The organism is Flavobacterium sp. (genome assembly GCF_043722275.1).
GTDB lineage: Bacteria > Bacteroidota > Bacteroidia > Flavobacteriales > Flavobacteriaceae > Flavobacterium.
In genome coordinates this window covers 42,290-68,566 of sequence record NZ_JAYSPC010000089.1, presented here as the reverse complement: position 1 = coordinate 68,566, position 26,277 = coordinate 42,290, and the positions used below count along the sequence as shown (strand labels likewise).

24 protein-coding genes are annotated in these 26,277 nt (G+C 32.4%); 9 read left to right on the top strand and 15 right to left on the bottom strand.

The window, feature by feature from the left end:
• Positions 1 to 296: 296 nt before the first annotated feature.
• Positions 297 to 3,713, top strand: coding sequence for a choice-of-anchor J domain-containing protein (locus ACHZDT_RS11550; protein ID WP_394774775.1), 3,417 nt, complete (start codon positions 297 to 299; stop codon positions 3,711 to 3,713).
• Positions 3,714 to 3,775: 62 nt separating this feature from the next.
• Here ACHZDT_RS11550 and ACHZDT_RS11545 read toward each other — a convergent pair whose 3' ends face one another.
• From ACHZDT_RS11545 to ACHZDT_RS11525, 5 genes are all read right to left on the bottom strand, one after another.
• On the bottom strand, positions 3,776 to 4,297 hold the full coding sequence (locus ACHZDT_RS11545; RefSeq protein ID WP_394774774.1) for a MepB family protein: 522 nt from the start codon (positions 4,295 to 4,297) through the stop codon (positions 3,776 to 3,778).
• A 51-nt stretch (positions 4,298 to 4,348) separates the two neighbouring features.
• Positions 4,349 to 6,532, bottom strand: a complete 2,184-nt coding sequence (locus tag ACHZDT_RS11540; protein ID WP_394774773.1) for a hypothetical protein — start codon at positions 6,530 to 6,532, stop codon at positions 4,349 to 4,351.
• Positions 6,529 to 7,005: an RNA polymerase sigma factor gene (locus tag ACHZDT_RS11535; protein WP_394774787.1), complete on the bottom strand. Its 477-nt coding sequence runs from the start codon at positions 7,003 to 7,005 to the stop codon at positions 6,529 to 6,531. The genes ACHZDT_RS11540 and ACHZDT_RS11535 overlap by 4 nt, the downstream gene beginning before the upstream one ends.
• Positions 7,006 to 7,131: 126 nt before the next feature.
• A complete protein-coding gene (locus ACHZDT_RS11530; protein WP_394774772.1) occupies positions 7,132 to 7,533 on the bottom strand; it encodes a hypothetical protein in 402 nt (133 codons plus the stop codon).
• Between the two features lie 8 nt (positions 7,534 to 7,541).
• Complete coding sequence (locus ACHZDT_RS11525; RefSeq protein ID WP_394774771.1) at positions 7,542 to 8,417, bottom strand: protease complex subunit PrcB family protein; 876 nt, start codon at positions 8,415 to 8,417, stop codon at positions 7,542 to 7,544.
• 211 nt (positions 8,418 to 8,628) lie between these two features.
• Here ACHZDT_RS11525 and rmuC point away from each other — a divergent pair, with 211 nt between their 5' ends.
• The 5 genes from rmuC (at position 8,629) to ACHZDT_RS11500 (ending at position 12,359) form a co-directional block, all read left to right on the top strand.
• Positions 8,629 to 10,002 carry a DNA recombination protein RmuC gene (gene rmuC / locus ACHZDT_RS11520; protein WP_394774770.1) on the top strand — a complete coding sequence of 458 codons (1,374 nt, stop codon included), beginning with the start codon at positions 8,629 to 8,631 and terminating at the stop codon, positions 10,000 to 10,002.
• 5 nt (positions 10,003 to 10,007) lie between these two features.
• On the top strand, positions 10,008 to 10,373 hold the full coding sequence (locus tag ACHZDT_RS11515) for a 6-phosphogluconate dehydrogenase (protein WP_394774769.1): 366 nt from the start codon (positions 10,008 to 10,010) through the stop codon (positions 10,371 to 10,373).
• A 3-nt stretch (positions 10,374 to 10,376) separates the two neighbouring features.
• Complete coding sequence (locus ACHZDT_RS11510; RefSeq protein ID WP_394774768.1) at positions 10,377 to 10,925, top strand: acyl-CoA thioesterase; 549 nt, start codon at positions 10,377 to 10,379, stop codon at positions 10,923 to 10,925.
• A 27-nt stretch (positions 10,926 to 10,952) separates the two neighbouring features.
• Positions 10,953 to 11,348 carry a VOC family protein gene (locus tag ACHZDT_RS11505; protein ID WP_394774767.1) on the top strand — a complete coding sequence of 132 codons (396 nt, stop codon included), beginning with the start codon at positions 10,953 to 10,955 and terminating at the stop codon, positions 11,346 to 11,348.
• 441 nt (positions 11,349 to 11,789) lie between these two features.
• The gene (locus ACHZDT_RS11500; protein WP_394774766.1) at positions 11,790 to 12,359 is read left to right on the top strand and encodes a YceI family protein; all 570 of its coding nucleotides are present in this window, start codon (positions 11,790 to 11,792) and stop codon (positions 12,357 to 12,359) included.
• A 2-nt stretch (positions 12,360 to 12,361) separates the two neighbouring features.
• Here the strand turns inward: ACHZDT_RS11500 and ACHZDT_RS11495 are convergent, their stop codons facing one another.
• The gene (locus ACHZDT_RS11495) at positions 12,362 to 13,273 is read right to left on the bottom strand and encodes a TIGR01777 family oxidoreductase (protein WP_394774765.1); all 912 of its coding nucleotides are present in this window, start codon (positions 13,271 to 13,273) and stop codon (positions 12,362 to 12,364) included.
• 98 nt (positions 13,274 to 13,371) lie between these two features.
• On the opposite strand from ACHZDT_RS11495, the gene ACHZDT_RS11490 reads away from it, so the two are divergent.
• Together ACHZDT_RS11490 and ACHZDT_RS11485 are read left to right on the top strand one after the other, a co-directional pair.
• Entirely contained in the window at positions 13,372 to 14,034 is a 663-nt protein-coding gene (locus tag ACHZDT_RS11490) for a TetR family transcriptional regulator C-terminal domain-containing protein (protein ID WP_394774764.1), read from the top strand.
• Complete coding sequence (locus tag ACHZDT_RS11485) at positions 14,031 to 15,335, top strand: ABC1 kinase family protein (RefSeq protein WP_394774763.1); 1,305 nt, start codon at positions 14,031 to 14,033, stop codon at positions 15,333 to 15,335. Before ACHZDT_RS11490 ends, ACHZDT_RS11485 begins: the two co-directional genes overlap by 4 nt.
• Positions 15,336 to 15,806: 471 nt before the next feature.
• Here ACHZDT_RS11485 and ACHZDT_RS11480 read toward each other — a convergent pair whose 3' ends face one another.
• The 9 genes from ACHZDT_RS11480 to ACHZDT_RS11440 form a co-directional block, all read right to left on the bottom strand.
• Positions 15,807 to 17,102: a cryptochrome/photolyase family protein gene (locus ACHZDT_RS11480; RefSeq protein WP_394774762.1), complete on the bottom strand. Its 1,296-nt coding sequence runs from the start codon at positions 17,100 to 17,102 to the stop codon at positions 15,807 to 15,809.
• Between the two features lie 203 nt (positions 17,103 to 17,305).
• Complete coding sequence (locus tag ACHZDT_RS11475; RefSeq protein WP_394774761.1) at positions 17,306 to 17,767, bottom strand: hypothetical protein; 462 nt, start codon at positions 17,765 to 17,767, stop codon at positions 17,306 to 17,308.
• A 148-nt stretch (positions 17,768 to 17,915) separates the two neighbouring features.
• Complete coding sequence (locus ACHZDT_RS11470; RefSeq protein WP_394774760.1) at positions 17,916 to 18,356, bottom strand: carotene hydroxylase; 441 nt, start codon at positions 18,354 to 18,356, stop codon at positions 17,916 to 17,918.
• 165 nt (positions 18,357 to 18,521) lie between these two features.
• Positions 18,522 to 19,361 carry a phytoene/squalene synthase family protein gene (locus ACHZDT_RS11465; protein WP_394774759.1) on the bottom strand — a complete coding sequence of 280 codons (840 nt, stop codon included), beginning with the start codon at positions 19,359 to 19,361 and terminating at the stop codon, positions 18,522 to 18,524.
• 3 nt (positions 19,362 to 19,364) lie between these two features.
• Positions 19,365 to 20,831 carry a phytoene desaturase family protein gene (locus ACHZDT_RS11460; protein ID WP_394774758.1) on the bottom strand — a complete coding sequence of 489 codons (1,467 nt, stop codon included), beginning with the start codon at positions 20,829 to 20,831 and terminating at the stop codon, positions 19,365 to 19,367.
• A gap of 38 nt (positions 20,832 to 20,869) precedes the next feature.
• Complete coding sequence (locus ACHZDT_RS11455; protein WP_394774757.1) at positions 20,870 to 21,769, bottom strand: MerR family transcriptional regulator; 900 nt, start codon at positions 21,767 to 21,769, stop codon at positions 20,870 to 20,872.
• Between the two features lie 74 nt (positions 21,770 to 21,843).
• The gene (locus tag ACHZDT_RS11450) at positions 21,844 to 22,803 is read right to left on the bottom strand and encodes an ion channel (protein ID WP_394774756.1); all 960 of its coding nucleotides are present in this window, start codon (positions 22,801 to 22,803) and stop codon (positions 21,844 to 21,846) included.
• 127 nt (positions 22,804 to 22,930) lie between these two features.
• Positions 22,931 to 23,431: a tetratricopeptide repeat protein gene (locus ACHZDT_RS11445; protein WP_394774755.1), complete on the bottom strand. Its 501-nt coding sequence runs from the start codon at positions 23,429 to 23,431 to the stop codon at positions 22,931 to 22,933.
• Positions 23,432 to 23,734: 303 nt separating this feature from the next.
• On the bottom strand, positions 23,735 to 24,145 hold the full coding sequence (locus ACHZDT_RS11440; protein WP_394774754.1) for a helix-turn-helix domain-containing protein: 411 nt from the start codon (positions 24,143 to 24,145) through the stop codon (positions 23,735 to 23,737).
• 413 nt (positions 24,146 to 24,558) lie between these two features.
• On the opposite strand from ACHZDT_RS11440, the gene ACHZDT_RS11435 reads away from it, so the two are divergent.
• Positions 24,559 to 26,169 (top strand): hypothetical protein, encoded by a 1,611-nt coding sequence (locus ACHZDT_RS11435; RefSeq protein WP_394774753.1) that lies wholly within the window; start codon positions 24,559 to 24,561, stop codon positions 26,167 to 26,169.
• Positions 26,170 to 26,277 lie beyond the last annotated feature (108 nt).

The following is a 26,277-nucleotide window of genomic DNA, read 5'->3' as shown; positions in this document are numbered from 1 at the left end:
TTTTTGTATAAATTATAAAAGGCTATCTTAATTTGAGATAGCCTTTTTTGTTGCTTTTAATCAGTTTAAATAAAGTTTTATCTTGTTAAGTGATGTGCCTGAGTGAATTCTCACAATAATACATAATGTTGTAAAGTCAATATAACTGTAGTAATTGTTTAATTAATTTATAAATAAATTGAATTTTGTTATTGTATGTTCATAAAATGAGAAACAATAAGTTTATGGTTTCACAATATTGGCTTAACTTTAGAGTCTATAAATTTGACCTCTAAAAACTCTATTTTTTTAAACGTATGAAAAACATTTACTCTGTACGCCATCTCATGGCTTTTTTAAGTTTTTTTTGTTGCTTGTCAGGCAATCTTTTTGCTCAGACAATGCCAGCGGCACAAACATTGCCTTATACACAAAATTTTAGTGGGTTAGCTGCTACTTCTACAACTTATCCTTCAGGTTTTCAAGGATGGACAGCAGGAATATCTCCAGGGGCGACTTTTTTGACCGGAGCAACTATGACTGCTGACAGGGCTTTAGTTGCCAGCAGTACAGCGGTTACCAGCAGTGGTAATTTTCATAATTATGATGGTAAAATTGGATTTTTAAATACAGGTTCGCTTGATCTGGCTATCGGTTTTGCATTTACCACAACAGGACAAACTGCGATACAGGTTAAATTTGATGCAATGACAATTCGTAATCCTTATGATGTACCTGCAAATAATACTCGTATTAATGAAATGGTTTTGCAATATAGAGTAGGAACTGGTTCTGCTTTTATTACATTATTGCCAACTGCTTATTCAAATAATGATGTAAAACAAGTAACGGCTGTTACAGCTCCGCAAAATTTAAAAACAATAAAAGTAACTTTACCGGCAGATTGTGATAATCAGCCTGTAGTACAAATAAGATGGATTTCGAGACAAGTTTCCGGAGGAGGTTCCCGTCCTTCTTTTACTATTGATAATGTAGATATCAGAAGTGATAATACAGCACCGATAAATGAAACAGGTTATCCAAAAGCAGAAAATATTTTATCCGGAGGTTTTGATTTTTCTAATAAATTAGATGAACCAGGTAAAACGTATTTTGTTTTATTACCTTCTGGAAGTGCAACGCCAACAGTTGCTCAAATTAAAGTAGGTAATAATGCAGATGATCTTGCAGCTTTACAATCAGGATTTTTAGATATTGCTGATCAATCTCAGGTTTATTCTAAAACTTTTTCAGGTTTAGACCTTGATACAGCTTATTCCGTTTTTTCAGTTTCAGAAGATCTTTTCGGAAACATTCAGGCAGTTTCTAATCAATTAGATGTTACAACGTTAAGCGTTGTGGTTCCCTCTTTATCAACAACAATTAATGCGATTGATTTAGGATTTTCAGAAACTAATTATGATTCAAACATAGCAAGTTACCAAATTCAGGGAAGCAATATTGGTACAGATGTAACAGTAACGTCTACAGGAAATTTCACGATTTCAAGTGATGGTATTACTTTTGGAACTTCGTTGACATTTGTAGCTTCGGCTTTTGATTTAAATGCAACGCCAACAGTTTATGTTAAGTTTACTCCAAATGCAACAGGTAGTTTTTCAGGACAAATATCTCATGAAACAACTGGTGCAACTACAAAATTAGTAACACTTACAGGAACAGGAATTAATCCTTATGTGCAAGGTTTTAATGATCCAAATGTTTTAACAAATAGCGGCTGGACACAATATAATGTAGCTGGTGCTTTAAATAAATGGACACCAACTACTGTAGCAAGAAATATAAATTCAGGTCTTGGTGCAGTAATTATGAATGGTTATTCTGATAGCGGAGCAAGTAAAGATTGGTTGATTTCGCCAAAATTACGTTTAGATAATTTTAGCCAATTTCCTTTATTATCATTTTTCTCTCGTAAATTTTACGCAGGAACTGATTTAAAATTAATGGTTTCTACAGATTATGACGGAACAAGCAATCCTGAAACTGCTACTTGGACAGAATTGCCTGGTAATTTTCCAACTACAACCGGAACTTACGCACAATCACAATTTATAAATTTAGGAAATTATAAAACCAATCATACTTACTTAGCCTGGGTTTATGTAACTACAGCTGGAGGTACAAATAATGCAGCAGAATGGTCTTTAGATGATGTAGCTATTACAAACGAAATTGGTTATGTAGCTGCAAATCCTATTTTAGATTTTGGAGATGTATTACCAAATGCTCTTTCTGCAAGTCAGTCTTTTGTATTTAAAGCAAGCGGTTACAATGATATTACAATTGCAGCTCCTGCAGATTATCAAATATCTCTGGATAATAGTACATTTCAATCTAATGTTATTGTTACTGATGCCGATGCAGCAGCAGGAAAAACAGTTTATGTTAGATTTGCCCCTTCGGTAAAGGCATTAACTATTTCAGGAGTATTTACAGTAACAGGAACTTCTTTAAACAAAACAATTGGTTCTGTAACAGGATCTTCTTTGCCAAAAGCAGATACTTTTGATATTGTAACTTACAACTTAGAGTTTTTTGGTACAAATGTTAAAGGTACAGACGGAGTTGAATTTGGTCCAACTGATAATGCGTTACAAATTGAAAATGTTGCTAAAGTAATGAACAAGCTTAATGCAGATGTTTATGTAGTTCAGGAAGTGTCAGATGAACCTGCTTTAGATGCGTTAATTCAAAAGATCAGTATCAACGGAAAAACATTTGATAAAACAATTTCAACATCATGGTCTTATTCCTTTAATGCACCTGAAGCAAATTTTCCACCTCAAAAATTAGTAGTAATCTATAATACACAAACAGCAACGGTAACAAATACCCGCGTAATGTTTAAGGATTTATACGATCAGGTTCGTGCAGGAACTACAACTTTACCAAGTTATCCGGGCGGTAATGGCGCAAGCTTTTTCTCATCAGGACGTTTGCCTTATATGGTTCAGATCGAAACTAATCTTGGCGGAGTAAAAAAACTGCTTAATTTAGTTGATCTTCACGCACGTGCAAACAGCGGAACTGATATTTCAAAATACAACATGCGTAAATATGACGCTCAGGTTTTAAAAGACAGTTTAGATCTTTATTATGCAAATTCTAATTTAGTTATTTTAGGAGATTATAATGATGACGTAAAAGCATCTGTAATTACTCCAAATCCTTCGTCTTACAAGATGTTTGTAGATGATATCGTAAATTATAACGCGCTTACTTTAGATATTAGTAAGGCTGGAGCCTTTAGTTATTTAAGTTCAAGCGGATTCCTTGATCACATTACGATTTCTAATGAATTAAACGATCAGTACATTAAAAATTCTATTGCCGTTTATGATCCACGTACAGATATTGCAAATTATACCAACACAACTTCTGACCACGGACCGGTAATTGCACGTTTCGAATTAAAAGCGACAAACTTATCTACAATTGATTATGAAACTAAAAACGGATATTTTGTACAAGCGTTCCCTAATCCAACAACAGATGTTTTAAATGTTGTGGTAAAAACGAATAATGATAAAAATCTGAAATTAAAAATTTATGACATTTCTGGTCATTTAGTTTCGAATCCTATCGAAATAAATGCAAATCAGGATATAAGTACAACAGCGGTTTCGGTAAGTCATTTACAATCCGGAATCTATATTTATACTTTGACAGAAAATAATAAAATTGTCTTTAAAAGTAAGATTATAAAGAAATAAGAATTCTTTTAAAATTTAAAAGAGGTATCCGCAATTATTTTAGTGGATGCCTCTTTTTTATGTTAAAATAAAGCTTTGAATGTATCTAAATCCAGATCAGGCGTTATATTATAAAAATAATCCAATTGCCATTGCTGGGTTTTCTGTGCTTGTTTACTTGTCGTTTCATCCCAAGGCGGATAAACTCTTGTAGCTCGTTTTCCTTCTTTAAATTCCGTAGAAAAAATTCCTTTTTCAAGTAAAATATTTTTTGGAAAAATAAATTGACCTGATAAATCATTTTTCCGGACACTTACAATTACAAAATCTATCGTGTCAAGAAAATCAAAAGGTTCAATTATTCCTGTTTTATTACGTTTCCATAAAGTTACAAACTGACCCGTTTTAGTCGGAGTTATTTTTGCTGTTCTGTAACAAATTTGGTTTCCATTTAATTGAAATCTGTAAGCGTCATATTCTTTGCTTTCAGTTTCCGGTTGAGGTTCTGTTACATCATAATTACAGCAATCGTAAACCAATTCTTTAACAATAATAAGATCTTTAGGCAATGATTTTAGACCATTCCAATTGTTTTTGATTGTCATTTATGGAGATTCTTTTAAATTTATTTTGGTAAAATTACCACAAAAAGAACTTTAAAAAGAAACATTCAATCCAAAATTTAATCCCCACTGAAACTGATTAAAAGATTGATTGTTTAATGGATTGATGTAATAATTCATCGCAGGTTCAACAAAAAAATTTGTCTTTTTATAAACACGATATTGTAAAGTACTGCTCAATGTAGAACCATAAACATAATTATTCGCATTTACATTTTGACCAATCGAATTACCATCTAACGCCACATTATTCGAAATCAGTTTCCCAACAAAACCTCCAGTATTTAAATTAATACTTGCTTTGTTTTTACTAAAAATAGAATACGAAACCTCTAGAGGCATTTCGATATATCGCAAGTTTTGATCTAAATTTCCACTTTGAATATTATTACTTTCAATATTATTTTGTTTCAGAGCATTTGCAGTCGCTGTAGGTACAAAAACAACATCAGAGCTTGCTGCAATTCGCGGTGCTGCAGCCGTTGTATTCAGATTAAAATAATCACTGGAACTAAAAAAAGCATTGTTTTTTGCACTCAGATATGAAACATTTGCCACACTTTGACCTAATTCATTTATTTTAAAACCAGAAGCAACAGCCCATTTTTTGTTAATTTTATACTTGGTTTTTACACCGTAGGAATTACTTTGTTTAGAATCATTTTCGTTGCCTAAAGTTTTATCATTTTTATAATTTTCAGAACTCGCAACTCCTGCAAAAACTTCAACAGCCCATTTTTCAGCGTTAGAAACCGGATTTTTTTCCTTTTCTATTTTCTCTTCAGGAGTTTGTGGAGTGATAATTCCTTTTTCTAAATTTTGAAGTTCGGCTAATTGAACAGAATCTTGTGGGCTTAAAACATCTTTAAATTTTGAATTGCTTTTTTGGTTGTCTGCAATTTGTTTCTCAGTAATTAAACTTCCGTTATTTTGTTTTGTAATGCTCTCATTTAAAGTTTTTGGATTCCCATTTAAATTTGATTTTGCAGCATTAGAAGCAATATTGGAACTCTTTTTTGAAGCCGATTGATCTTCAAAAAATGATTTAGACAATTGATTTTTTGAAGTTGGATTAAATGGATTTTTTTTACCAAAAGTTTTTTCAGCTAAAACTTTATCCGAAGCTTTTTTATCAGCACTTGCAATCTTATTTTGTGAACCAGAATTAAATCCATTTTTTTGATTTGAAACAGACGCTTTTTTAGTTAAAGTTGCATTAGAAACTTTTTCATCCACATTTGCAATCTGATTTTTTGAACCAGAATTAAATCCATTTTTCTGATTTGAAACAGAAGCTTTTTTAATTAAAGTTGTATTAGAAGCCTTTTTATCAACATTTGCAATTTGATTTTGTGAGTCAGAATTAAATCCATTTTTTTGATTTGAAACAGATGCTTTTTTCGTTAAAGTTGCATTAGAAACCTTTTCATCCACATTTGCAATTTGATTTTTTGAATCAGAATTGAATCCATTTTTTTGATTTGAAACAGACGCTTTTTTAGTTAAAGTTGTATTAGAAACTTTTTCGTCCACATTTGCAACCTCATTTTGTGAAGCAGAATTGAAACCATTTTTCTGATTTGAAACAGAAGCTTTTTTAGTTAAACTTGCATTAGAAATCTTTTCATCCACATTTGCAATCTGATTTTTTGAATCAGAATTAAAACCGTTTTTGTGATTTGAAACAGAAACTTTTTCGGCTACAGCCTTATTATTATTATTTACTATTCCGGTATTTGCTGTTGGATTTAAAACATCAGAATTATTTTTGTTTTTGGCATCAGAATGAGCAACTGTCGTTTTTTGATTTTGATTTTTTTGAGAATTTCCAACTTGATTAATCTTGTTTACTACAGATGAAACTGATTCGGTATCATTTGATTTTTTTTCAGAAGTTGTAGTTTCTAAAGTATTATTTTCCGGAGCAGAAATTGTTTTATTTGTATTTGAATTATTTTTTTGATCATCAAGAACAACGCTATTATCAAGAGCATCATTTTTTATAGTTTTGATTCCTGAAGCCGAGTTAAAATGTAAAACAGAAGGAAGCATTAATCCTAATAATAAGCATGCCGCAGCCGACCACCAAAGAATAGCTCTTTTTTTCTTTTTAGGTTTGTCTAGTTTTTCCTCAATTTGCCCCCATAATTCTGGTGGCGGAACACTTGAAAAGTCTTCCATTGATGAAAAAATATCTTCTATATTTTGCTTTTTCATGCTATTTTAAAATTTTTTATGCTCAGTATTCTTTTTTGCAATATTTGCTTGGCGCGGTTTAAATTTGATTTTGATGTTCCTTCGGAGATTTTTAATAATTCGCCAATTTCTTTGTGTTTCATTTTTTCGAAAACATACAAGTTAAAAACCGTTCGATATTGATCAGGCAAATCCCGGATATATTCTAACAATTTTTCTTGTTCAATCGGTATCGGATCTAATTCTTCCTCCTCCACAAAATCCGTATCAGGATCAAAAACATCTAAAAAAAAACTTTCTTTTTTCTTCTTATTTAAAGTTTCAATCAGTTTATTAATAAAAATACGTTTTAGCCAGCCTTCAAAACTTCCCTCAAATTTATACTGACCTATTTTTTGAAAAACAATGACAAATGCTTCCTGAAAAACATCCTTGGCATCATCCTCATTTTTCATATACTTTAGGCAAATACCATATAAAACAGGAGAGAACAACTGATATATTTTCAGTTGTCCCTCTCTGTCATTTTTTATGCACAGCTTAATGTATTTTTCTAAATCGTCTTTCAAAAAAGTGGTATTGTTTGGTTTTGCAAAAATAGTCGTTATAAGCTTATAAAACTATCTTTTAAAAATAGTACGAGCAGCATCTTCGTTATTACTAACAATTGTTAGGTTTTGATTGTCAAGGTTTTCTATAACATAAGTCTTCCCTTCAAAGGTAATCAGGTCATGTTGTGACTTGTCAAAAAAGCTGATGCCTTTTTCTACCTGATACGTACTATTTCTAATTTCAACATCATTTTTGTAAGTGATTACACGACCGTTTGGTGTAAAAACGACTTTTTTATTAAAACCAATAGTTTTAGGAGTTGCCGTGTAAGGATTGCTATTTCCTCCCATCGATTTTTCCCAGATCCATGTGTTTATAATAGATCCTGAACCTGCGTTTGTTGATTCTAATGAATATGCCGAAGAAAAAAGGCAAGACACCACAATAAATAAGAAGAAATGTTTTTTCATAATTTAGATTATTTTAAAGCTGTAATTTTATCCTGAATCGCTTTTTTGAAAACTTTTACTTCAGCACTTTGATCCGAAGTATCAGTATTGTCAATAAAAACTTTAGTTACTGTTATACCTTGACGAAGTTCAAAATAAACACCGCCATGATCAGCCGCATCAGGAGTTCCGTAAGTCTTAGTTTGCCCTTTTAAGTTTAAAATTTCAGTTGGTACATTTTTCAGGAAAAGCGTATAATCACCTTTTTTAGTTGTTGCAGTATATCTGTACTGACTAAAATCATAACCTCCGGCAGCAACATTTAAGAATTTTAAAATGTTGAAATCGTTTATCTGAAAGAATTTTTGACAATCAGCGCCCGTGCATTGTTTACTAAAAGTTCCTACAACAATATTATCAGTAGTTTCAGTAGTTTTATTAAAAAGAATTTGTTTACTGGTTCTTGGAATCAAAATAAAATCTGAAGGATAACTCGGTCCTTGCGTAAGAGTTTCACCAGCTTGCGGTGCTTTTTCGTAATAGTTAATTAAAATTTCGCATTTGTTTTCTACAATGCTCGTTATTTTAATTGAATATCCGTTTGTTGGTTTTAAACCTGCAAAAAGTCCAACCAAAATTTCTTTAGAAAAATCGATAGGAGTATCAGTACTATTAGGACAACTAGTTTCATGTTTTGTGAATAAAGTTTTCATTGTTGAGTCAGAACCAACCAAAACAAGAGTGGGATTATTAGGCAATGTGTTGACACTATATGAGCATAAAAGTGGAAATCCTGTAAAAACTTTATCTTCGCTCGCTCCGCAATCAACATTTAAATCGTCATTATTAAGAGAGCAGGCACTGAATCCAAAAGCTATAAACAAGCTTAACATTAATTTTTTCATGGTAAAATTTTAATAGGTTTATATATGGTAGATGTGTATTATTTGAAATGGTTGCGTGAAAAAAAATATTTTTTTGCTCAATCATAAAATTAACTGCGAGCTTTTAAATGTTTATTAAATTTAGAATAAGTACTAATTAGTGAAATTCCAATTTTAAAAATTAAGTACTACGCATTATTGCTTACTTTTACTTTAAAAAATAAAGTTATTTATGTTCGAGTTTTTACCTTATTTACTGGCTTTTGTTATTGCTTTATTCATAGGTGTTTACTTAGGGAAAATGCTGTTTTCGGCTAGATTTCAATCAGAAAAAGTAAGTTTAGAAGAACGATTGAATGCGCACATCCATCAGTTGCAAATGCAGAAAGAGCAATTTGAAAGAGAAAGAATTATTTTTGAAAAACAGCTTCATTTATCTGCTTCAGAAAAAGAAAACATCAGAACCGAAAAAGACAGTCTGGCAATTCAGCTTTCTAAAAAAGAAGTAGATTTTGAAAATTTATGGGAACGTCATAAAGAACAAAAAAGCGAAATAACAGAACTACAGGAAAAATTCACCAAAGAATTTGAAAACTTAGCCAATAAAATTCTCGAAGAAAAATCAGCAAAATTTACAGAACAAAATAGCGAAAACATGAAAAGTATCTTGCTTCCTTTACAAGATAAAATTCAGTTTTTTGAACAAAAAGTAGAACAAACCCATAAAGAAAGTATTGATTATCATGCAGCATTACGTCAGCAAATTATTGGCTTAAGCGAAATGAATGCGCAAATGAGCAAAGAAACCCTAAACCTGACAAAAGCTTTAAAAGGCGATAATAAAATGCAGGGAAATTGGGGAGAACTTGTTCTTGAGCGTGTTTTAGAAAAATCAGGTCTTGAAAAAGGGCGAGAATATGAAGTGCAGCAGAGCTTTGTCACTAACGAAGGAAACCGCGTTTTCCCTGATGTTGTCATCAATTTACCCGATGGTAAAAAAATGATTGTGGATTCTAAAGTTTCCTTAGTTGCGTATGAAAAATGGATCAACGAAGAATCTGAAATTCTTAAAATTGATTATTTAAAAGAACACGTAAATTCAATTAAACGGCACGTAGAGCAACTCGGTAATAAAAATTATCATGATTTATATCAAATAGAAAGTCCGGATTTTGTTTTGCTATTTATTCCAATAGAACCTGCTTTTGCGATTGCCTTAAACCAGGATTCCGGTTTATACAACAAAGCATTTGACCGCAATATTGTAATTGTTACGCCCACAACTTTATTGGCAACTTTGCGGACTATTGACAGCATGTGGGCAAATCAAAAACAACAGGAAAATGCTTTTGAAATTGCCAGACAAGCCGGTGCATTATATGATAAATTTGAAGGTTTTGTAGCCGATTTACTTAGAATTGGAAATAAAATTAAAGACACTAAAACCGAATACGAAAATGCAATGAGCAAACTTGTTGACGGCAGAGGAAACCTGATTTCAAGTGTCGAAAAATTAAAAAAAATGGGAGCGAAGGCTAAAAAGTCACTTCCGGAAAATATTATTGCAAGAGCTTCAACAGAAGATGAAAATCAATTATTAAATTAAAATCTATGAAACGAATTTTACTAATTATCGCGGCAATGTGTGTGTTGGGTTTAGCAGCTTATTTTGCTTTTATCTACTATGTTTCATACAGCGAAGGATATCGTTCCGGCGAATTAATCAGGATGAGCCATAAAGGCGTAATGATGAAAACCTGGGAAGGTGAATTGAGTCAGGGAGTTTCAGGATCGCAAATTTTTAGCTTTTCGGTTTTAGACAGCGATAAAAAAGTAATAGAACAACTGAACGAATTACAAGGTCAATATGTAAAACTGACTTATGTTGAACGATACAGAACTTTTAGCTGGTGGGGAGATTCCCATTTTTTTATCACTGCTGTTCAAAAAGAAAATTCCCCATTTAAATATAAATAAAATATGACTACAGACTTTAAACCGGTAACATCATCAAAAATCAGTATTTCAGAATTGATGCTGCCGTCCCATACTAATTTTAGCGGAAAAATTCACGGAGGATATATTTTGCAATTACTGGATCAGATTGCATTTGCCTGTGCATCAAAATTCTGCGGAAATTATTGCGTAACGGCTTCGGTTGACACCGTGAATTTTTTGAAACCTATAGAAGTTGGAGAATTAGTAACAATGAAAGCTTCTGTAAATTACGTAGGCAGAAGTTCTATGATTGTGGGGATTCGCGTTGTGGCCGAAAATATTCAGACAGGAGCAATAAAACATTGTAATTCATCTTATTTTACAATGGTCGCTAAAGATAAAGAAGGCAAGAGCGTGCAAGTTCCCGGATTGATTTTGTCTAATTTAGATGAAGTTCGTCGTTTTAGAAAATGCATCAAACAAATTGAAGCTAAAAAAGAAGTTGAAGAACATGCTAAAATTACCAATGTAAACTCGATCGAAGATTTGGCAACTTTAGACAAGTATAATGTATTGATAGAAATAAGTTAGAAATATATAATCACTCAAATTTAGAATATGGTAAAGTTTGGCTATACAATTTTATATGTAGAAGATGTAGAAAAGTCAGTTACATTTTATGAAAGTACATTTGGATTTTCAAGAAAATTTGTAACACCCGAAAATGATTACGGAGAATTAATTACCGGCGAAACAACAATTTCATTTGCATCAAAAAAATTAGCCGCCCAAAATTTAAGTGAAGGTTTTATCGAAAGCAGTTTAGAAGATAAACCTTTTGCAATTGAGATAGGATTTATTACTGATGACGTAGCAGAATTGGTTCAAAAAGCAACTTCTTTTGGAGCAATATTAGTAAAAGAACCCACGCAAAAACCATGGGGACAAATTGTGGCGTATGTGAGAGATTTAGATGGTTTTTTAATTGAGATTTGTACAGAAGTGCAAGGATAAAATAAATAAATCTCGTGGAAAATCGCAAATATTTGTCATTTCGACGCAGGAGAAATCACACTAGAAACTCGACAAAGATTAGCGAATTTAGGTACGGAATTACGTGTGTGATTTCTCCTGCGTCGAGATGACAATATTGTGTTTAAACTTTGCGTCTTAGCGCCTTTGCGAGATTAATTTTATTTTCTATAAAGCATAACTTAATGATATTGTTCGTAGGGAGTATCCATTATAAATTGACAAAAAACATTTCACAAATATTTAGCACAAAAACGACATCTAACAGCAGAAAATTTTCGTAACTTTAATTACAATCATTATGTTGCTATATTTTTCACGGAATACTGCCATTCTCTTTTTTTAAACTTATATTTAAGTTCAGTTTTTCTCTTCTTAAAACAAAAAAATCCGAATGACATAATTGTTTAATTGATGACGATTATGAAAAAAATTACTGTATTAATGCTGCTTTTTGCTACGTTTTCTACACTTGCTCAGGATAAATTTAAAACCAGTACGGCAATTGTCAATTTTGAAGCTTCAATTCCTTTTTTTGAAGAAGTTACAGCGGTAAATAAGCTTGGAACAATAGTTCTTGAACCTGAAAGCAGCACATTGATTTGTAGTGTTGCTGTAAAAGATTTTCTTTTTAAAATGGATTTAATGCAAACTCATTTTAATCAAAATTATTTAGAAAGTAATCGATATCCGAAAGCTGTTTTTAAAGGTAAAATTGAAAAATTTGATCTAAAAAACGTCGACGGAAGTGAAAAAGAATATGATGTAACAGGCAAACTTTACCTTCACGGAAAAACGAAAATAATTGACATGAAAGCTTTTATAAAACGAGTTCCTGAAGGCATACAGATTTCCTGTAATTATCCTATTTCAATGTCGGATTTTAATGTTGCAATACCAAGTGTTGTTGCAGGTAAAATTTCTAAAACCGCAAATACTAAATTAATTGGCGTAGTGAGAAGTGAAGAAATAATGTATCTGACATTGAAATGAACTTAATTGAGGCAACTTGCCAGAGCACTTTCTAAGTTCGTAAATTCAAATTCGAAATCCATTTTTTTCAATTTTTCAGATGAAACCCTTTGGCCTTCCAAAACAGCGAGACTCATTTCGCCCAAAACAATTTTAAGAACAAATGCAGGCGCTTTTGGCAACCAGATTTTATATCCAAATAAATTTGCCAAAGTTATGGACAAACTCTCATTTGTAGTATCGTCTGTGACACATGAATTATAAGGACCGCTCATTTTGTCATGCTGAACTGCTTTTAAATAAATCTGACATAAATCGTCAATATGAATCCAGGGAACATATTGTTTTCCTGTGCCTAAAATAGTTCCAAAACCCAATTTAAAACTCGGAACAATTTTTTTAAGGAAACCTTCGTCCTTGCCCAAAACAATTCCGGTTCTCACTTTTACGGTTCTAATTCCTAAAGAATTTATTTTATCGACCGCTTTTTCCCATTCCTGACATGTAATGCCTAAAAAGTCATTTGCGGGCGAAGCATTTTCAGTGCAAATATTATCATTAGTAATCGCGCCATAAATCCCAACTGCCGATGCTGAAACAAAAGCATCCAGCATTTTATTGTGTTTCTCTAAAACAGAAAAGATCAAATCAACAGGTTTTGTCCGGCTTTCAGTAATATCTTTCTTGCGTTTTGCCGTCCATCGTTTTTCTACGATTCCTTCTCCGGCAAGATGAATAATATAATCAGCATTTAAAATCGCTTCTTCATCAATATAATCTCGGGTTAAATCCCATTTGTAATACGTAATTGCAGGAGTATTTTTTCTGTCAGAACGACTTAGAATAGAAACTGAAAAACCATTTTCTATAAGTAAATCAGTTAGGTTTTTGCCTATAAATCCAGTTCCTCCGGTTAGTAAAATATTTTTAGCCATAATAGTTTATAATATATTTAACAACGTATTCTGTTTAACGATAAGTAAAGATACTTAAACATTGCGTACCTTTAAAGCAAAATTTAAATTTTAATAAGATGGAAGCTATAAAGAAGATAATCAGTAAGGAAGACATCGTTTCACTATATATGAATGAGGTTCTGGAAAAGGGACAAAAACCAAAATCAGTTTATCTTTTTGCAAAGGAAAATGATTTTACAGAAGCCGAATTTTATCCTTTTTTTGGAACTTTAGAAGCTTTGGAAAAAGAGATATTCAGAATGTTTTTTGAGAACTCAGTTAATTTATTACGTCAGCATCCGGATTATTCAGGTTATGATATGAAAAACAAAATGTTGAGTTTTTATTTCACCTTTTTCGAAATCCTGACCGCCAACAGAAGTTATGTTTTGCAATCATTAAAATTCGACAGGAATCCTTTAAAAAATTTATCCCAGCTTTCAACGCTTCGAGACAGTTTTAAAGACTATGTTTCTGAAATTCTAACCGATGATTTTAGATTAGAATATGAAAAACTGCAAAAATTTCAGGAAAAAGGAATTCAGGAATCAGCTTGGTTACAATTAATGTTAACCATAAAATTCTGGGTTGATGACGAATCTGCTTCTTTTGAAAAGACAGATATTTTTATCGAAAAATCAGTTAACGCTTCATTTGAATTAATGAATATCGCGCCACTAAATCATTTAATAGATCTTGGGAAATTTCTATTCAAAGAAAAAATATACAGCAAATCATGAAAACAATCGATTATATACCAACATCAAAAATAGAGAGAGCCAGTAAATTAGTACAAACCGGTGCAAAAGTAGGCGTAAACTACATAAAACATTACGCCGAAAAAATGGTAAATTCAGATTTGACGCGTGATAAACTTAACGAAAATAATGCCGAAGATATTTACGACGGACTAAAAAGCCTTAAAGGAAGCGCGCTTAAAGTAGCTCAAATGTTGAGTATGGACAAGAATTTTCTGCCTCAGGCATATGTTGAGAAATTTTCTTTGTCTCAGTTTTCAGTTCCGCCACTTTCTGCGCCATTAGTTTTAAAAACATTCAAAACAAATTTCGGAAAAACGCCTTATGAAATTTTTGATGAATTCAATGCAAATTCAGTAAATGCCGCGAGTATTGGTCAGGTACATTTGGCGGTGAAAGATGGTAAAAAGTTAGCCGTGAAAATTCAGTATCCCGGAGTTGCCAATAGTATTTCTTCTGATTTAGCTTTGGTAAAACCAATCGCTGTCAGAATGTTTAATCTCCAAGGAAAAGATTCTGATAAATATTTTAAGGAAGTTGAAGATAAACTGATCGAGGAAACCAATTATTTACTGGAATTACAACAAAGCCAGGAAGTGGTTGAAGCGTGCAGTAAAATCGAAAATTTACTTTTCCCACGTTATTATCCTGAGTTTTCATCAGAGAAAATCATTACAATGGATTGGATGACCGGAATTCATCTTTCAGAATTTACGGCAATAAATAAAGATAAAGAAATTGGTGACAAAATTGGCCAGGCACTTTGGGATTTCTACATGTACCAAATTCACGTTTTAAGAAAAGTCCATGCAGATCCGCATCCGGGAAACTTTCTGGTTGACGATCAAAATCATTTGATTGCATTAGATTTTGGATGTATGAAACAAATTCCGGATGATTTTTATGTGCCGTATTTCGAGTTAATCAATAAAAATGTAATTACAGATAAAGCGCTTTTCAATCAAAAATTATTCGAACTTGAAATTCTTCGTCCGGATGATTCTCCTGCAGAAATTGAATATTTTACCGAGATGTTTCATGATTTACTATCACTTTTCACAAAGCCTTTCCAAAACGAAACTTTCGATTTTGCCGATGAAACTTTCTTTGAAAGCATTGCAAAATTAGGCGAACGTTTCTCAAACGATACCAATCTTAAAAAAATGAACGGAAATCGTGGTTCTAAGCATTTCATTTATATGAACAGAACTTTCTTTGGTTTATATAACTTGATGTTTGATTTAAAAGCAAAGATTGTAGTAAGTAATTATGTGAAGTATTAGGAGCTATTTCCTGCTATCCGCTATATCTTTTGTGGCGAACCCCGCCACAAAAGGATACCGCTTCTATCAGGGCTAGGATTTAGGTTTTTCAAGAAATTTGCGAGTTAGTACCTTTGTCAAAGTTCAAAACTTTGACAAAGGTTTTTTCGCAATGTAACCACAAAGTCTGTCATTTCGAGGAACGAGAAATCACATTCAGTGCTCGCCAACTGTGCGTTTTCATCGTATGTGATTTCTCCCTCCGGTCGAAATGACAGAATTGAGGATAAGATCAGGAACCTTTGTCAAAGTTCAAAACTTTGACAAAGGTTTTTTCGCAAAGTAACCACAAAGTCTGTCATTTCGAGGAACGAGAAATCACATTCAGTGCTCGCCAACCGTGCGTTCTCATCGTATGTGATTTCTCCCTCTGGTCGAAATGACAAAATTTCGCAACAACAATTGGAATTTGGAATTTAAAAAACTTTGAATTTACTTTACGATCCCCGCTTTATAAGTTGCAATTGCGCGATCTCTGGCAAAAGGATGCTCGACCATAGGTTCGTTATAACCCAAATCAAATTCAGGAATCCATTTGCGGATGTAGATTCCTTTGGCATCAAATTTCTTTTGTTGAATTTCAGGATTGAAAACCCTGAAGTATGGCGCGGCGTCGCAACCAGTTCCTGCTGCCCATTGCCAGTTGCCAACGTTTGACGCTAGTTCAAAATCCAGTAATTTTTCAGCAAAATAAGCTTCGCCCCATTGCCAGTTAATGAGTAAATGTTTGCAGAGAAAACTTGCTACAACCATTCTTACGCGATTGTGCATATAACCGGTTTCGTTCAGTTGGCGCATTCCGGCGTCGACAATTGGGTAGCCTGTTGTTCCGGAGCACCAGCGTTTAAAATCATCTTCGTTATTGCGCCATTGAATACCGTCATAAGCCGATTTGAAGTTATGATTAACCACTTTGGGAAAATTAAAAAGGATCTGAATAAAAAATTCTCTCCAGATTAATTCGCTTAAAAAGGTTTGGTTTTTCGTGTTTGCCCAATTCACCAATTTCCGAATACTTACCGTTCCAAAACGTAAATGTGGTGAAAGATATGATGTGCCATCTACCGCAGGAAAATCTCGAATTTCCTTATAATTGCCAATTTGGGTTAAGTTATGCGGCACTACTTTTATGGTGCTTTTTTCAAAACCAATTTCGGATAATTCAGGAAATTTAAATTTGGTTTTAGCAAAATTCGGGAATAAAGGTTTTGTGTCATATTCCAGAGCTTGTCCGGAAAGATGATATTTTTCGAGCCATCTGTTTTTGTATGGTGTATAAATTGTATAAGGAAGTCCGTCGGCTTTTGTGATTTCTTTTTCTTCAAATATTACGTGATCTTTAAATGAAAAGACTTCTGCGTTATTCTCTTTTAATAAATCAGCAATTATTATATCACGTTTTATCGCGTATGGTTCATAATCTTTATTGAAGAAAATTTGCTGAATATCATATTCCTGAACAAGTGATTTCCAGACATCGATTGTTTTTCCTTTTTTGATTAAAAGGGAAGATCCAATAGTATTTAATTCTGTATTTATATTTTGAAGTGAATCATAAATAAAACTTACCCGCGCATCATTTTTGGGTAGATTTTCCAGAATATCTTCATCAAAAATAAACAACGGAATTACCGGAAAATCAGATTGCAAGGCATTGAATAATCCAATATTATCATCCAGACGTAAATCACGTCGAAACCAGAAAAATGTAACTTTTTGTTTTGTCATTATTATATTCTGCTTTTTATTTTTTGCCACAGATTTTAAAGATTAGATGGATTTGTGACAGTTTTTTAGGATAAATTTTTTTAACGCAGATTTTACAGATTTAAGCAGATTTTATTTTTTATTAATAATTTAAAAATCTGCATGTATCTGCTTAAATTTAAATAAATCTGCGTTAAATGTCGTTATTAATTTTTTCGTAAAAACTATATTTTATTAAACAATTCATTGATTTTGTTGAAGCGATAATCAAAAATACTTTTCAGTTTATTTTTTACTAAGATACTATTCATCATACGTCCTAAGAACCCAAACGGCAACGCATAATGAACAACATCGGTCATTTTTGTGCCGTTTCCTGTGGGTTCAAAAAAGTGTTTGTGATGCCATAAAGCATATGGTCCAAAACGTTGTTCGTCTACAAAATATTTATTTTCCTGGGAAATTGTAATGATTGTCATCCAATTGATTTTGATTCCCAAAAGTGGTTTTAATGTATAAGTTATAACTTGTCCGGGATACATTTTTTTACCGTCGAAATCCTGAATAACAAAACTCATATCGTCAGGTGTTAGGGCTTCGAGATTTTGCGGACTCGAAAAAAAGTCCCAACATTGTTCTACGCTGGCGTTTAAGTGTTGGACAGTTTCTAATTTATATACTTTCATAAAATCGATTATTACGAATATTTCTTAAGAGTCGTTTGCGTTAGGGATTGCAGTGGAGCTCTTTTTGTGTCAGGCTTTTTCTGCCTGAATAAAAAAGCGGGAACGGAAAGCCCGACCCGCTTTTTCTGCGGGTAACGCCCAAATTATGCTACATTTTATAATATTTAAAGGGAACGAATAACATCCCGAAACATTCTCCGTGTTCTTTGTTTAAATGCTTGTGGTGGATTTTATGGGCTTTTCGTAAGCCAATAAGGTATTTATTTTTGGTGTTTTTAAACCATTTAAAACGTTGGTGAATTAAAACATCGTGAATTAAAAAGTAACAAGCGCCATAAAAGGTGACTCCACAAGCGATGAAAAACAAATAATTGAATCCGCCCTGAACGCCAAAATAAAAAAGTGTAATACTTGGAATGGCAAAAATGACAAAGAAAATATCGTTACGCTCAAATGTATGTTCGTATTTTGGCTGATGATGATCTGCGTGAAAATACCACATCAATCCGTGCATTATGTATTTGTGTGTTAGCCATGTAACACATTCCATGAAGAGGAAAACGCCTAAAAAGATTAAAAAAGAAATCATTTTTTATGTTTTGAATTGTTTGAAATTTTTATTTCTTTTTTGTCATTCCGAGGAACGAGGAATCTTCGTTGCCAGATCGTCAAAGATTGGTGCTTTTCTTTGCGGAGTTACTTGCGGAGATTCCTCGTTCCTCGGAATGACAGTACTATGGGTAAAGCTTAAATACTAAACCAGCTTTAATTTGTAAGTTACAAAAGATTGCGCTAAAAGTCCGGCTTTAGTGTAATTTGAAACTCTGATTCTTGAATTTCCTATTTCGTGATAAGGCGTATTATTAAGCTTTTTTAGCAATTTTTTATAATAAATATAGGCTGTATAAACGCCAAATTGTGCTTCGATTGGGAGTTTTACAATTCCCTGATAGGCGATTCTGAAATCTTCCTCGATTTCGTTGATGATGGTGGTTTTTGCATTTTCATCGAAAGAATTTAGGTCGACGCCGGGAAAATAATTTCGGTTTAAAACTAAATTATCATCTTTTAAATCTCTCAGGAAATTCACTTTCTGGAAAGCTGATCCTAATCGCATTGCTTCATTTTTGAGCTGATCGTATTTCTGGTTGTTTCCTTTTACAAAAACTTTCAGGCACATTAAACCTACAACATCGGCAGAACCGTAAATGTAATCTTCGTATTCGGTTTGTGTGCTATATGTCGATTTTACAAGGTCAAGTTTCATACTTTTCAAAAAAGCCTGAACAAGATCATCTGTAATATTGTATTGTTTTACGGTGTGTTGAAAGGAGTTGAGAATAGGGTTTAAGCTTATGCCAAATTCTATTGCTTTATAATATTCTTTTTCGAAATCATTAATTAGGTTTTCTTTGTCGTAATCGTGAAATGAATCGACAATTTCGTCAGCAAAACGAACGAATCCGTAAATGCTGTAAATCGCTTCGCGAATGCTTGGTGATAACATTTTTACGGCGAGTGAAAATGAGGTGCTGTAATGTTGGGTGACTAACTTACTGCATTTGAATGATATGGTGTCGAATAGTGATTTCATTTTTTAAGATCTAAAAGATTTTTGAATTAACTCAGCTACTAGTTTTCCTGATATTAAAGCAGGCGGAACACCTGGTCCAGGAACGGTTAATTGTCCTGTGAAATATAAATTTCTGACTTTTTTACTTTTCAGCTTTGGTCTTAAAAAAGCTGTTTGCAATAATGTATTTGCCATTCCGTAGGCATTTCCTTTGTAAGCATTATAATCATTTACGAAATCATTTTTACAAAAAGATCTCTTAAATATAATGCTATTTTTAATTTTTTGTTGTGTAAGTGCCTCAAAACGAGTGATTATTTTTTCGAAATATTCTTCTCTAAGTGATTCGCTGTCATTTATTCCCGGCGCTAACGGAATCAGGAAAAATCCGCTTTCCATTCCTTCGGGCGCGGCTGTTAAATCTGTTTTTGATGGAAAGTTAGCGTAGAATAAAGGTGCGTCCGGCCATTTTGGTTCATCATAAATATCAATCGCATGCTGATTAAAGTCAACATCAAAAAATAGGGCGTGATGCGAAATATTTTCTATTTTTTTATTAAAACCAACAAAAAATAAAAGTGATGAAGGGGCAAAAACTCTGCTTTGCCAATATTTCTCAGAATAAGCGCGATGCTCGATTTCTAATAAAGTTTCGGTGTGATGATAATCTGCGCCGCTTAAAATAATATCTGCTTTGATGGTTTCGCCTTTTATGACAATTGCTGTCGCCGTTTTATTTTCGACAACTATTTTTTCTATTGAAGAATTGGTTTTTATCGTAACGCCAAGTTCCAAAGCCAGTTTTTCGATTCCGCGAACGACATCAAACATTCCTGTTTTTGGGTGCCAGGTTCCTAAACCGAAATCGGCGTAATTCATGAAATTGTAGAAAGATGGCGTTTTAGTAGGTTTTGCTCCCAGAAATAAAACCGGAAATTCAAGAATCTGAATCAGTCTTTGGTTTTTAAATTTCTTATGAATATCATTACTTACGGTGCTAAAAAACTGATTGAGTTTTAAAGTGGTTTCAAGTGTGATTAATTCAAGAGGAGAAATTCCGGGACGATAAACCAGATCTTTAATTGCAATGTCATAATTGCTTTTGGCTTGCCTGATAAAGGTTTCGAGCTTTTGGCCACTTCCTTTTTCAATAGATTCGAAGGTGGTTTTTATGGCTTCGAGATTATCATAAATGCTAATAAAATCATCTACTCCAAAATAAACCCGATATGCAGGGTTTAGTTTTATGAGTTCGTAATAATCGCTTGTTTTTTTATTGAAATCCTGAAAGAAACGTTCAAAAACATCTGGCATCCAATACCAGCTTGGTCCCATATCAAAGGTAAAACCGTCTTTTTTAAATTGTCTGGCCCGTCCGCCAATAGTTTCATTTTTTTCATAGACAGTCACCATGTTTCCTTGTTGTGCCAGGTAACATGAAGCGGCCAGAGCCGAAAAGCCAGATCCTATAATTGCTATCGTTTTTTTCATTTGTTTAACAAATATACAAAAACTTTAAACAAAATATATTATAGCATGCTAATTGTTTCTTCCATTGAATTGAAAACTTGCATTCTGTCTGATAGTAATTTTGGATCAATGTGTTCTGCCATTTTTCCCATCAGCCAGATTTCATTGTTATTTTGAAGTAATTTTTGCCCCATAGATTTTACGTATTGGTTGATAACACTGCGATCCGGCTGAACGGTCATGAAGGAAACAAAGGTGATGTTTTCAAAATGTTTTGTCAGATCGTGAAGGTTTTCTATTGGCATGCTTTCGCCAAGATATATGGTTTTATAACCGTGAGATAAAATTTCATATTGCAGGTACAATAATCCTATTTGATGAATTTCATTTAATGGTAACGAAAGCACAAAAATTCGATTGGTTTTCGTAGGTTTTTGTATTTGAAGGCTTTCTGTATAAATTAATATTTTTTGTTTGATCAAATGACTCATAAAATGTTCATTTGCCGGAGTTATGGTTTCAGATTGCCATAACAATCCTAATTCTTTCAATAAAGGAAGAAAATGATCTTTGAAAACTTCCTTGAATGATTTTTCAGAAATCAGCCAGTCAAATGTGTTGAAGAATATTTCCTGATCAAAATTCATCATCGCCATTTTGAAAGAAGTTATAGCGTAATTCTGAGAATTTTTCTTGGAAATAATTTCGCGGACTAATTGCGGAATTTTTTCTTCAGAATAAGTTGCGATTTTTGAGATCTTATAACCGTATTCGTGTAATAAAGTAATATTTAAAAGCTTCTGTAAATTTTGTAGATTATAGAGTCTGATGTTCGTGTCAGTCCGCATAGGTTCTAAGATGTTGTATCTTTTTTCCCAGATACGAATGGTGTGCGCTTTTATTCCTGATAAGTTTTCGAGATCTTTTATGCTGAAAACAGTCTTAATATTGTTTATCATTACTGGTTATTTAATAAACAAAAATAGAATAAAATCTTAGATTACCTTGATAACTTGATTAAAATGATAAAATGCTAGAGATTGACTTTTTGATACTGGTTTAATTTATCCAGATGCAGGATGGTTTTTAATCCGCTTTTACTTCTGTTATACATGGTTTCGAATTTTGCTCCGTAGATTATTTCTCTAAATGTATAGGATGTTCTTGCGGCAACGGTATTGCTGTACATTGTGTCAAAAGTGGTGATGAAAACTAATATTTCGCCTTGTACTTTTTTAAAATCTTCTTCGCTGAAATTGTATAACGGACTTTCTTCTGTAATTGGGTGAACTAATGTCCAGCTTAATGAAAGGGCGTTTATTTTATCTAATTCAAGTTCCAGATTGTAAAATTTATTGGTTTGTACACCATTTTCTTCTAAGTTCATTCCTAAAGTGACTTTTGCAGCAGCATCTGTAAAATTGGTGTTTTTAAAAGGGACAAGACGAATCATTAATCCTTTATTTTCTCCGTAAGGTGAAATCAATGCGTTGTCTGCAAATTTTAAAAAAGCGGTTGGTTTGCTGAATCTTCCAAAGAATAAACCTGTTGCAATGGCAAAACTTAATAAACCTATTAAGGCTTCGGCGGCTGATAAAGCGCTGGTTAAAAAACCGGTTGGACTTATATGTCCGTAACCAACGGTTGTAAAAGTTTGCGCACTAAAAAAATAAGCTTGTCCAAATTGGGTTAACGCGCTTTGCGATTGCCCGATTCCGTCCAGATGTTCAATGCCAATTGCGTAATAAATGACGGCAAAAATAAAATTCATTACAATGTAAAAAATAAACAAAATCGACATGAATTTCCAATTTGGCATGTCGATCATGGTATGGTACCAACTAATACGACTTAACAAATGCATGCCTCTTTTTTCGATATTTGGAGTTCCGTCTTTGTTTACAAATCTTCCGCCGTAGCTGTTTGCATTGACTCCAAAGCCTGAATTTCTATCGGTTTGTGCTTTTTGATTTATCTTTTTTAAAAGTGCCATTCAATTTGGTTTAAAGGACAAATGTAAGGAAGATTGTAAATGAATTACTGAGATATTTTTAATAAAAAAAGCAATCTGAAAATGTGATATTTAACAGATTGCTTTGTATTTAGAGGTTTGCTTTTGTTTATTTACAAAAAGTGGCTCGGTTTTTTATGGCGCTTTGACTGCCTAAATCGATAGCTTTAGAGAAATCTTTGCAGGCATTTTTTTTGTCTCCGCTTTTATTATAAGCCAATGCTCTTAAATTATAAGCTACATAATCTTTCGGGTTTAAACCTAAAGATGCCGTGCAGTCTTCGATTGTTTCTTTGTACTTTAAAAGTTTGTAGTTTACGTTTGCTCTTCCAGTAAAGGCGTCAGCATTCATGTCGTCTAGTTCGATTGTTTTGCTAAAATCAGCCAAAGCACCTTTTAAATCGTTTAGGTTGTATTTTGCAACGCCACGATTTTGATACGCTTCAACAAATTTAGAATTCATGGCAATTGCCTTTGTATAGTCAGCAACGGCGCCTTTATTATTGCCGGATTCGGCTTTTTTTAGGGCTTTGTCAAAATAGCCTGTTGCAGATTGTGCCCATGTTGAGCATGTTATCATAATAAATGATAAGAGTAATAAATGTTTCATAAACCAATTTGGGGATTAGGTTAGCAGGTTAATTAATTAGATGACGAATTTAATAAAGTTTTGTTTTGTATTTCATTTTCTTTTGTGAAAAAATGGTTAGGAAATGAACTAAATTTTTTATGAATCCAAATGCCCTAGCCCAGACAGGAACGGCATCCTTTTCTTGCTTTCTTTAAGCAAGAAAAGATATAGTGAATGGCTGGATTAGCTTCAAATAAAAATGGTACAAGAAAAAGTTCTTTGTACCATTTTTTTTGGGGATAATAAAGGATATATTTTGTCTGATTTTTATCTTACTGGAAATTATTTTTCTGTTAATAAATTTTCCAGATGATCGTTTCTGTCTTTTTCAGCTTTTAATAAGCGTTCATAAAGTGCTTCTTTTTCTTGGTAAACTTCCATCAATTTGTCAATTACATTAAATGAGCAACTATAATTAAATGATGAAGCGTTATCATGATTGTTAACTGTATTGCCAATAATGTTTAAAACAGCTTCTTCTGAAAAGTTTTTAATTCCTTCGGCTGTAACGCCTAAAACTTTTGCAATTTCTGCAAGTCTTTCATCTTCAATTGTTTCGCTGTTTTCCAAAGCAGAAATAGTCTGTTGGCTAATTCCTAAAGCTTGCGCTAATACTTCTTGTTTCATATCTCGAAGTTCACGAATACGGCTAATTTTTCGCCCTATATGATTTGATTTTGTAATTGTGCTCATGTTTCAAAGGTAAGAATTAAGTGATAAAAAGCAATGCGTAAAAAACATCTTTAAAATGTACGTTACTATATGTATGAACAAAAATACAATTTTTAAGATTGTAATGATCGAAAATAATTGTGCAAATTTCCTGCGCAATTAATAGGTTTCGTACTTTTTACTTTTATAATTAATAGTTTTATTTCAAAATAAATAAACTGTCGAATTAATTATACGGCCGGAATCTGGATTAGTTTTGCGAAGGTTTTTTGACCAAAAGTTTCGGGATTATTTGTTTGCCATTCAACACGCAATATTTTATATATTTTGGATTATTTAATGATCGTTTGCAAACTCCTTAACTATATATTGTTTTTTGTACTATTAATCCTGCTGTTTTATTTAAATTTGAAATTCTACTTTAGAATTTTTATATGATGGTACGATTGTTTTTCCTGTTTTTTCTTTTTCAGTCCTTTACAATTCATTCTCAATCTACAAAAGAATTGATTGATAATTTGAACAGTATTACTGATCATGAGCAAAAAGTTGAACTTTGCCGTAAAATTGCAGTAAATCTTCAAAATTCTGATTGGGAAAGAGCTATAAAATACATTGAATTAGCTGAAGCTGAAGCAAAAAACACAAAAGAACCGGAGCTTGCTTTAGCTCAGGTTTATATTACAGCAGGTAAAATGTACAATTCAAAAGAAGTTTTTGATATTGCCTTACAATACTACTTAAAAGCACATGCAATTTATAAAAATGCCAACAATAGTGCAGAAGTTGCAAAATTAGAAAACAATCTCGCGATTATTTATGCACTGGGAAATAATAAAGAAAAAGCATTACAATATTTCTTAAATGTATACCGCTATCAAAAGTCTAAAAATGATTCTGTTAAGCTTGTGAAAATTTTAAATAACATTGGTACTTTATATTTAAATCAAAAATCAGACTCTTCCTTATACTACTTTCAGAAAGCCGATTTAATAAATAAAACCATAAACGACAATGCTTTAAAAGTATATGTTTTTACAAATTTAGCTCGAACTTATGCTTTAAAAAAGGATAAAATAAAAGCAGATTTTTATTTTAATGAAGCATTTTCTTTACTAGATAAAGACGTTGATAATTTAGTACAAGCTTTTGTTTACGAATCTTTTTCTGAATATAATCTAAACGACAAAAAATATGACATTGTAATTGTAAATGCAAAAAAGGCATTAGAATTATGTAAAGAAAGTGTATATGGTTTATCGGGTTTAAACCTGAACAAAATGCTTTATAAAGTATATATAAATAAAGAGGATTATAAAAATGCTGTTTATTATTTTCAGAAATATAATGCAATCAATGATAGTATAAATGTTGAAGATAAGGCAGTAAACATTGAAAGAATCAAGCTGGAGCAGGATTACAAAGTTCGAACCGAAATAAAAACACTTATAGAACAAAAACAGCAATTTAAATATTATGTAACAGGTTTGATATTGGTTGTTGGAATATTGGTTTTAATTATTTTACTGATAAAATACCGAAACAGAAATATTAAAAACCAACTTGAAAAAGAGCTTTTAAATTCAAATATGCAGGCGCTCAACCAAAGTCTCGAAGCTAAAAAGAAGGTTTTGATAGGAAAAGCAATGGCAGAAATACATCGTACAGATAATATTAATGAAATCCTGAATGATCTTAAAAAGATAAAACTCAAAACGGTTAATAAAGAAATGCAGCAAGCTATTGATATAGTTTTAAAGCGCTTGGAAAAGAATTTGAATACAGATATCTGGAAAGAATTTGAAGTAAGTTTTGAACAAGTCCATCAATCTTTTTTTGATAAATTAACTTTCGATTATCCTTCTCTTACTCCAAAAGACCGCCGATTATGCGCTCTTTTATATCTGGATTTAACCACAAAAGAAATCTCTCAAATTACAGGTCAATCTTTTAAGGCGATAGAAAATGCGCGGACCAGACTTCGTAAAAAGTTCGATTTGACTAACGAAAAAGTAAATCTCTCCACTTATCTCAATACATTTTAAGTTTATAAAACATATTTTAAATCCAATCTAAGTACTTGATTTAGTTTGGATTGTTTTTTTATGAGTGTTTTTTAGGTGATACTTTTTTGCCCAAGAGTGTTTTTGTAT

Excerpts from the sequence above, each read along its gene's own strand:
- ACHZDT_RS11550 (WP_394774775.1), top strand. The coding sequence starts at position 297 with ATGAAAAACATTTACTCTGTACGCCATCTCATGGCTTTTTTAAGTTTT.
- ACHZDT_RS11545 (WP_394774774.1), bottom strand. The coding sequence starts at position 4,297 with ATGACAATCAAAAACAATTGGAATGGTCTAAAATCATTGCCTAAAGAT.
- ACHZDT_RS11540 (WP_394774773.1), bottom strand. The coding sequence starts at position 6,532 with ATGAAAAAGCAAAATATAGAAGATATTTTTTCATCAATGGAAGACTTT.
- ACHZDT_RS11530 (WP_394774772.1), bottom strand. The coding sequence starts at position 7,533 with ATGAAAAAACATTTCTTCTTATTTATTGTGGTGTCTTGCCTTTTTTCT.
- ACHZDT_RS11525 (WP_394774771.1), bottom strand. The coding sequence starts at position 8,417 with ATGAAAAAATTAATGTTAAGCTTGTTTATAGCTTTTGGATTCAGTGCC.
- rmuC (WP_394774770.1), top strand. The coding sequence starts at position 8,629 with ATGTTCGAGTTTTTACCTTATTTACTGGCTTTTGTTATTGCTTTATTC.
- ACHZDT_RS11515 (WP_394774769.1), top strand. The coding sequence starts at position 10,008 with ATGAAACGAATTTTACTAATTATCGCGGCAATGTGTGTGTTGGGTTTA.
- ACHZDT_RS11510 (WP_394774768.1), top strand. The coding sequence starts at position 10,377 with ATGACTACAGACTTTAAACCGGTAACATCATCAAAAATCAGTATTTCA.
- ACHZDT_RS11505 (WP_394774767.1), top strand. The coding sequence starts at position 10,953 with ATGGTAAAGTTTGGCTATACAATTTTATATGTAGAAGATGTAGAAAAG.
- ACHZDT_RS11500 (WP_394774766.1), top strand. The coding sequence starts at position 11,790 with ATGAAAAAAATTACTGTATTAATGCTGCTTTTTGCTACGTTTTCTACA.
- ACHZDT_RS11495 (WP_394774765.1), bottom strand. The coding sequence starts at position 13,273 with ATGGCTAAAAATATTTTACTAACCGGAGGAACTGGATTTATAGGCAAA.
- ACHZDT_RS11490 (WP_394774764.1), top strand. The coding sequence starts at position 13,372 with ATGGAAGCTATAAAGAAGATAATCAGTAAGGAAGACATCGTTTCACTA.
- ACHZDT_RS11485 (WP_394774763.1), top strand. The coding sequence starts at position 14,031 with ATGAAAACAATCGATTATATACCAACATCAAAAATAGAGAGAGCCAGT.
- ACHZDT_RS11480 (WP_394774762.1), bottom strand. The coding sequence starts at position 17,102 with ATGACAAAACAAAAAGTTACATTTTTCTGGTTTCGACGTGATTTACGT.
- ACHZDT_RS11475 (WP_394774761.1), bottom strand. The coding sequence starts at position 17,767 with ATGAAAGTATATAAATTAGAAACTGTCCAACACTTAAACGCCAGCGTA.
- ACHZDT_RS11470 (WP_394774760.1), bottom strand. The coding sequence starts at position 18,356 with ATGATTTCTTTTTTAATCTTTTTAGGCGTTTTCCTCTTCATGGAATGT.
- ACHZDT_RS11465 (WP_394774759.1), bottom strand. The coding sequence starts at position 19,361 with ATGAAATCACTATTCGACACCATATCATTCAAATGCAGTAAGTTAGTC.
- ACHZDT_RS11460 (WP_394774758.1), bottom strand. The coding sequence starts at position 20,831 with ATGAAAAAAACGATAGCAATTATAGGATCTGGCTTTTCGGCTCTGGCC.
- ACHZDT_RS11455 (WP_394774757.1), bottom strand. The coding sequence starts at position 21,769 with ATGATAAACAATATTAAGACTGTTTTCAGCATAAAAGATCTCGAAAAC.
- ACHZDT_RS11450 (WP_394774756.1), bottom strand. The coding sequence starts at position 22,803 with ATGGCACTTTTAAAAAAGATAAATCAAAAAGCACAAACCGATAGAAAT.
- ACHZDT_RS11445 (WP_394774755.1), bottom strand. The coding sequence starts at position 23,431 with ATGAAACATTTATTACTCTTATCATTTATTATGATAACATGCTCAACA.
- ACHZDT_RS11440 (WP_394774754.1), bottom strand. The coding sequence starts at position 24,145 with ATGAGCACAATTACAAAATCAAATCATATAGGGCGAAAAATTAGCCGT.
- ACHZDT_RS11435 (WP_394774753.1), top strand. The coding sequence starts at position 24,559 with ATGATGGTACGATTGTTTTTCCTGTTTTTTCTTTTTCAGTCCTTTACA.